Raw genomic sequence first — 4,563 nt, forward strand, 5'->3', positions numbered from 1 at the left:
GCCATACGGTACACTAAAAATGCGGGCCCAACAGCCGCAATATCAGCGGGATGATGCAGCGATAAAGGAGTGGGCCCGAGTCAATCGGCCCGAGGTATTGGTGCAGCAAGAGCCTAAGTTGGACTGGGCGGCACTAAAAAAAGTGCTGCAAGTGGCCGGGGATAAGCTGGTGGATCCAGAGACCGGAGAGACAGTTCCAGGGGTAGTTGTGGTTGAACGTCAACCTAAGTTTTCAGTGGAGGTGTAGCGATGAGCGCAGAAAACAATAATGCACTGTCTGTAATTGATAATGTCAACATACAGCAGGTGTCCGCCACTATGCAAAAGATCGGGCAGTTTCAGGCGATGGTGCAACAAACGTTAAGGCAAAACCATGATTTTGGCATAGTCCCGGGAACTAGCAAGCCTACACTGCTCAAGCCAGGGGCGGAAAAAATACTTATGCTGATGGGGTTAAGTAGCGAGTACGAAATAATCGAGCAGGTAAAAGACTATGATAAAGGTTTTTTTGCCTACACCGTTAGGTGCCTATTGACCCGCAATGGCATGGTAATCACCCAAGGCTTAGGTCACTGTAATAGCCGAGAAAAAAAATATACCCACGAGAAACAGGATATTTATATGCTGGGCAACACATGCCTAAAGATGGCCAAGAAAAGGGCGCAGGTGGATGCCACATTAACAGTGGCAGCACTGTCCGAGATATTTACACAGGACATGGAAGATATGGATTTGTCCGGCAATGTTATAGAGCGGTCATATCGGCCACGAGTGGACAACCCTGCTGACTTTGTGCTTAACTTTGGGAAACATAAAGGTAAAAAGCTAGGTGATGTGCCTACAGATTATGTGGAGTGGCTGGCAGACAATGCACGTGACCAGTGGCTCAAAGATGCGTCTAATAAGCTACTATCTGGCAATGTGTCAGAGCCAGCGGAGGCAGAGATAGTAGACGACGGTCATATTGACTATAGCGATGATAATAGTGATGAGGTACCGTTTTGACTTTAAGCAATATTAATAGTCCCGGCTGGTGCCTAGCCAGCCGCCGGATGTTTTACACCGGGAGGTGATTATATGCGGGGTAAAAAGCCAAATTTAAGACAGAAAAGGTTAATAGCAAGAGCTAGACTGAACCCAAATAATTGGCTAGTGACTAAAAATCCCGTTGGTGAGCTATATATTCAACACCGCCACACTGGCAGTGAACGAGTAATAAAACTAAGGGGTAATGGCAATGCAGCAGGCTAAGTTGTATGAACGGCAGGATAATGTGTACCACCTAGAATACCGCCCGCACCAAAAGGTATTATATCGCCGCCGGCTGGTGTGGAAGCCAGTAAATGCGGTGCAGCGATGGTTGGAGAGCGGAGACAAACCGTCTGCCAAGGTGTTTGCGTATGGGGCGCTTGCGGTGGCAGCGGTGTTTCTGGTGGCTCAGGTGGTGAGGTGGATTATATGAGTAAAACAAAGATTGAATGGGCAGATGCTGTATGGAACCCGGTTACAGGCTGCACACCAATTAGTCCGGGGTGTGAAAATTGCTACGCAAAACGCATGGCACAAAGGCTTCGTGGCCGGTGCGGGTATCCAGCTGATGAGCCATTTCGGGTAACGATGCACCTGAAAAGGTTTATAGAGCCACTGCGGTGGAAGAAGCCGCGCAGGGTGTTCGTGTGCAGTATGGGTGATTTGTTCCATGAAAATGTGCCAGATAATATTATTTACAATATTTTTGCTGTAATGGCTGATACTCCTCAGCACACATATATGGTATTAACAAAGCGACCTGGGCGGATGAAAGATATTTTATGCAGACCAAATGCTGCAAATGAAATATGGAGAAACACAACATACAGTGATGATCCTGGTTGCCATAAATATTGGCCCCTTCCCAACGTTTGGCTTGGCGTTACCGCCGAAAATCAGGAACAGGCTGACAAGCGAATACCAATACTGCTGCAAATACCGGCAACGGTACGGTTCGTGAGCGTGGAGCCGATGCTGGGACCGGTGGATTTAAGTAAATATCTTACATGTCAGTTTTACGCCGGAGAAGAAATGGAATGGCGAAAAGGAACGATTGTACCCGAAGGATACCCAAAACTGCGAGCAGCACGCATTCGCTCTCGTATAGACTGGGTAATCTGCGGCGGCGAAAGCGGCCCGTTAGCAAGGCCTATGCACCCGGATTGGGTGCGGTCATTGCGTGACCAGTGTGTGGCGAGTGGAGTGCCGTTTTTCTTCAAACAGTGGGGTGAGTGGGCGCCCGTTCATGAACTGCGATGTAATGAGCCGGGGATAAAAAATAAACTATGGTACAACTTTGACCCCGATACATCGGTCTGTAAAATTGGCAAAAAGAAAGCCGGCCGCCTACTAGATAGCCGTGAGTGGGATGAGTTTCCGGGACATGCGGGATAAAGCTCCCGTTATAGCACCGCCGCAAGGCGTGTGCTGGCGGCCGAACAGATTGCTGGATCATAAGTGCGAAGACTGCCCCTATCTGCTTGCCCCTATCTGCTAGGGTGCACAAACAAGCGTAAAGGCAAAGGAAAGAAATAATCACGCAGGAGGTTGAGACACTTGGCTAAGGGTGACCAGAAAATATTAAAGGCAGATACAGATGATGGTTTTACGAAAATTGCAAACTTACTCCTGGAGGCCCTGGCTATGTGCAAAATCAACGGCACCCAGAAAAGCATGTGCCTGTTCTTGTTGCGTCGCACCTATGGCTGGGGCAAGTCCGAGGATGCAATATCTCTTAGTGATTTTGCCACAGCTTGCGGTACCAGTAACCCCTATATATCAAGACAAATAAAAGACTTGTTGCAAAAAAACATCATCAAGCGGGTTAGTTATGAGCCTGGTAAAACTCCGGTATATGCCTTCAACACGAAAATAGACGAGTGGGATAGCAATTGTATTGACTTGCAAAAGCTAATTGACAACGTAAACGAGGGTATATACAACTGTGAAGGGGTTGCACAAAAGGATAAGGGTTATCCAATCGGACAAGGGTTATCCAAAGAGATAAGGCAAGGGTTACACAATCGGATAACCCCACCCTTATCCGATTGTGCAAGGGTTAACCAGCCTCAAACCCTTGATACTACTGGCCTTGACCCACCCCTAAATAAAGTATTAAAGAAATATAAAGAAATAAATAATAATAATAATAACGCGCGCGAAGAAAATATGTATTCTGTTTTTGCAAAAGAACTTGGTCGCCCATTATCACCGATGGAGGTTGAGCGAATAAAGCAGTGGTCTACCCAATTATCTGACGAGTTGATTATCGAGGCTCTAAGGCGTTCTGTCTTAATGGGCAAAGTTAATTTTAGATACATTGATGCCATTTTATTAAACTGGACTAAAAACAATTTACGCACTATTCGAGATGTTCGGGAGCGGGACAAGCAATTTAAACAAAAAAAGAGTAAAACAGTATATGAATCGCCCGGAGATAAGTCAAGGAGTAAACCAGAAGGATTTGATTTTGATGCGCTGTTAATGAGTTAGGAGGGGTTTCATGCTAACGAAAAATAATCGCAAGATGTACGAAGAGATAACGGACTATTACGAAGTGATGGATTACTGCAAGCAGCATGGGCCTATGCTGGAAGAGATGACTACCCCGGCAATAGTGCAACATCTTAAAGCCCAGTTTCCGGAGGCTGCAAATAAAAACCCGATGGTGCTTGTTAGTGCCCTGGGTGAGTGGTGCAGGAAACACCGGCCGGGGATAGTGGGCTAGCTAACTGAGAATTTGATAAATGATAAAGCAAACACTACCCATGGAAAGGAGTGTGAAATGGTGAGCAATTTTATCCACATTGGCCACGGAAATGTAGCGAACATGGACAGGATTATCGCTATAGCAGCACCTAAATCTGCTCCGGTTAGGCGCATGATACACAATGCCCGCGATATCGGGCTACTTGTAGATTGCACGAACGGCAGAGCAACGCGATCGGCATTGGTAACCGATAGTGGGCACGTAATCTTATCTGCGCTGCATCCAGAAACACTACAGGAGAGGATGAAAAAGTGACTGGTCATATGAGCATAAAAAAAGCCCGGCAACTGGGACTGCTACCCAGTGCCGGTGCACAGAAAAATAAACCTACAGAGGCAGAGATTCAACGGCAAATACGCGATTTCCTGCAATGGCGCGGGTGGTTTGTAGTGAAAATCCACCAGAGCTTAGGCAGCTACAAAGGCATTGCGGATCTGTACGCCATTAAAAACGGCCGGTCCGTGTGGATAGAGATAAAGACACCACGGGGCCGGCAGTCGGAGTACCAGGTGCAGTTTGAGAAAGATATATTGGCGCATGGCGGGGAATACGTGGTGGCCCGCTGCGTGGAAGATGTGATGAGGTTGGAGGGCGGCAATAATGGCTAGGGTAAGTAGTTTTAAGCTGAGACCGCAGACGGAACTGACCATCATACTGGAGGACTTGGATTTTAGCTGGCATCAGGATGAAATAGAGCAGGTGATAGAGCTGTGGCAAGGCGGTGCGGGTATTGCTGATATTGCCAAGCAAGTACGACCGGCAAC

Annotated in this window: 9 protein-coding genes; all 9 read left to right on the forward strand. The window is 47.3% G+C overall.

What is annotated here, in order from left to right:
* Nucleotides 1-247 (forward strand): host-nuclease inhibitor Gam family protein (locus tag BR02_RS0112835; RefSeq protein ID WP_031517715.1); only part of this gene is annotated, 247 nt, incomplete at its 5' end.
* A 2-nt stretch (nt 248-249) separates the two neighbouring features.
* Complete coding sequence (locus BR02_RS0112840; protein WP_034639584.1) at nt 250-1,005, forward strand: hypothetical protein; 756 nt, start codon at nt 250-252, stop codon at nt 1,003-1,005.
* Nucleotides 1,006-1,077: 72 nt separating this feature from the next.
* Nucleotides 1,078-1,251 carry a DUF6906 family protein gene (locus tag BR02_RS16120; RefSeq protein ID WP_420795395.1) on the forward strand — a complete coding sequence of 58 codons (174 nt, stop codon included), beginning with the start codon at nt 1,078-1,080 and terminating at the stop codon, nt 1,249-1,251.
* Nucleotides 1,232-1,462, forward strand: coding sequence for a hypothetical protein (locus BR02_RS0112850; RefSeq protein ID WP_169738627.1), 231 nt, complete (start codon nt 1,232-1,234; stop codon nt 1,460-1,462). The genes BR02_RS16120 and BR02_RS0112850 overlap by 20 nt, the downstream gene beginning before the upstream one ends.
* A complete protein-coding gene (locus BR02_RS0112855) occupies nt 1,459-2,424 on the forward strand; it encodes a DUF5131 family protein (protein WP_031517721.1) in 966 nt (321 codons plus the stop codon). Before BR02_RS0112850 ends, BR02_RS0112855 begins: the two co-directional genes overlap by 4 nt.
* A 162-nt stretch (nt 2,425-2,586) precedes the next feature.
* Entirely contained in the window at nt 2,587-3,522 is a 936-nt protein-coding gene (locus BR02_RS14940) for a DnaD domain protein (protein WP_051688320.1), read from the forward strand.
* 10 nt (nt 3,523-3,532) lie between these two features.
* A complete protein-coding gene (locus BR02_RS0112865) occupies nt 3,533-3,757 on the forward strand; it encodes a hypothetical protein (protein ID WP_031517726.1) in 225 nt (74 codons plus the stop codon).
* A 57-nt stretch (nt 3,758-3,814) separates the two neighbouring features.
* Complete coding sequence (locus BR02_RS0112870; RefSeq protein ID WP_031517727.1) at nt 3,815-4,054, forward strand: DUF370 domain-containing protein; 240 nt, start codon at nt 3,815-3,817, stop codon at nt 4,052-4,054.
* Nucleotides 4,055-4,062: 8 nt separating this feature from the next.
* Nucleotides 4,063-4,407 (forward strand): PDDEXK family nuclease, encoded by a 345-nt coding sequence (locus BR02_RS0112875; protein ID WP_169738628.1) that lies wholly within the window; start codon nt 4,063-4,065, stop codon nt 4,405-4,407.
* The last annotated feature ends 156 nt before the right edge of the window (nt 4,408-4,563 follow it).

The organism is Desulfofalx alkaliphila DSM 12257, assembly GCF_000711975.1.
In the GTDB taxonomy this organism is placed as follows: domain Bacteria; phylum Bacillota; class Desulfotomaculia; order Desulfotomaculales; family Desulfohalotomaculaceae; genus Desulfofalx; species Desulfofalx alkaliphila.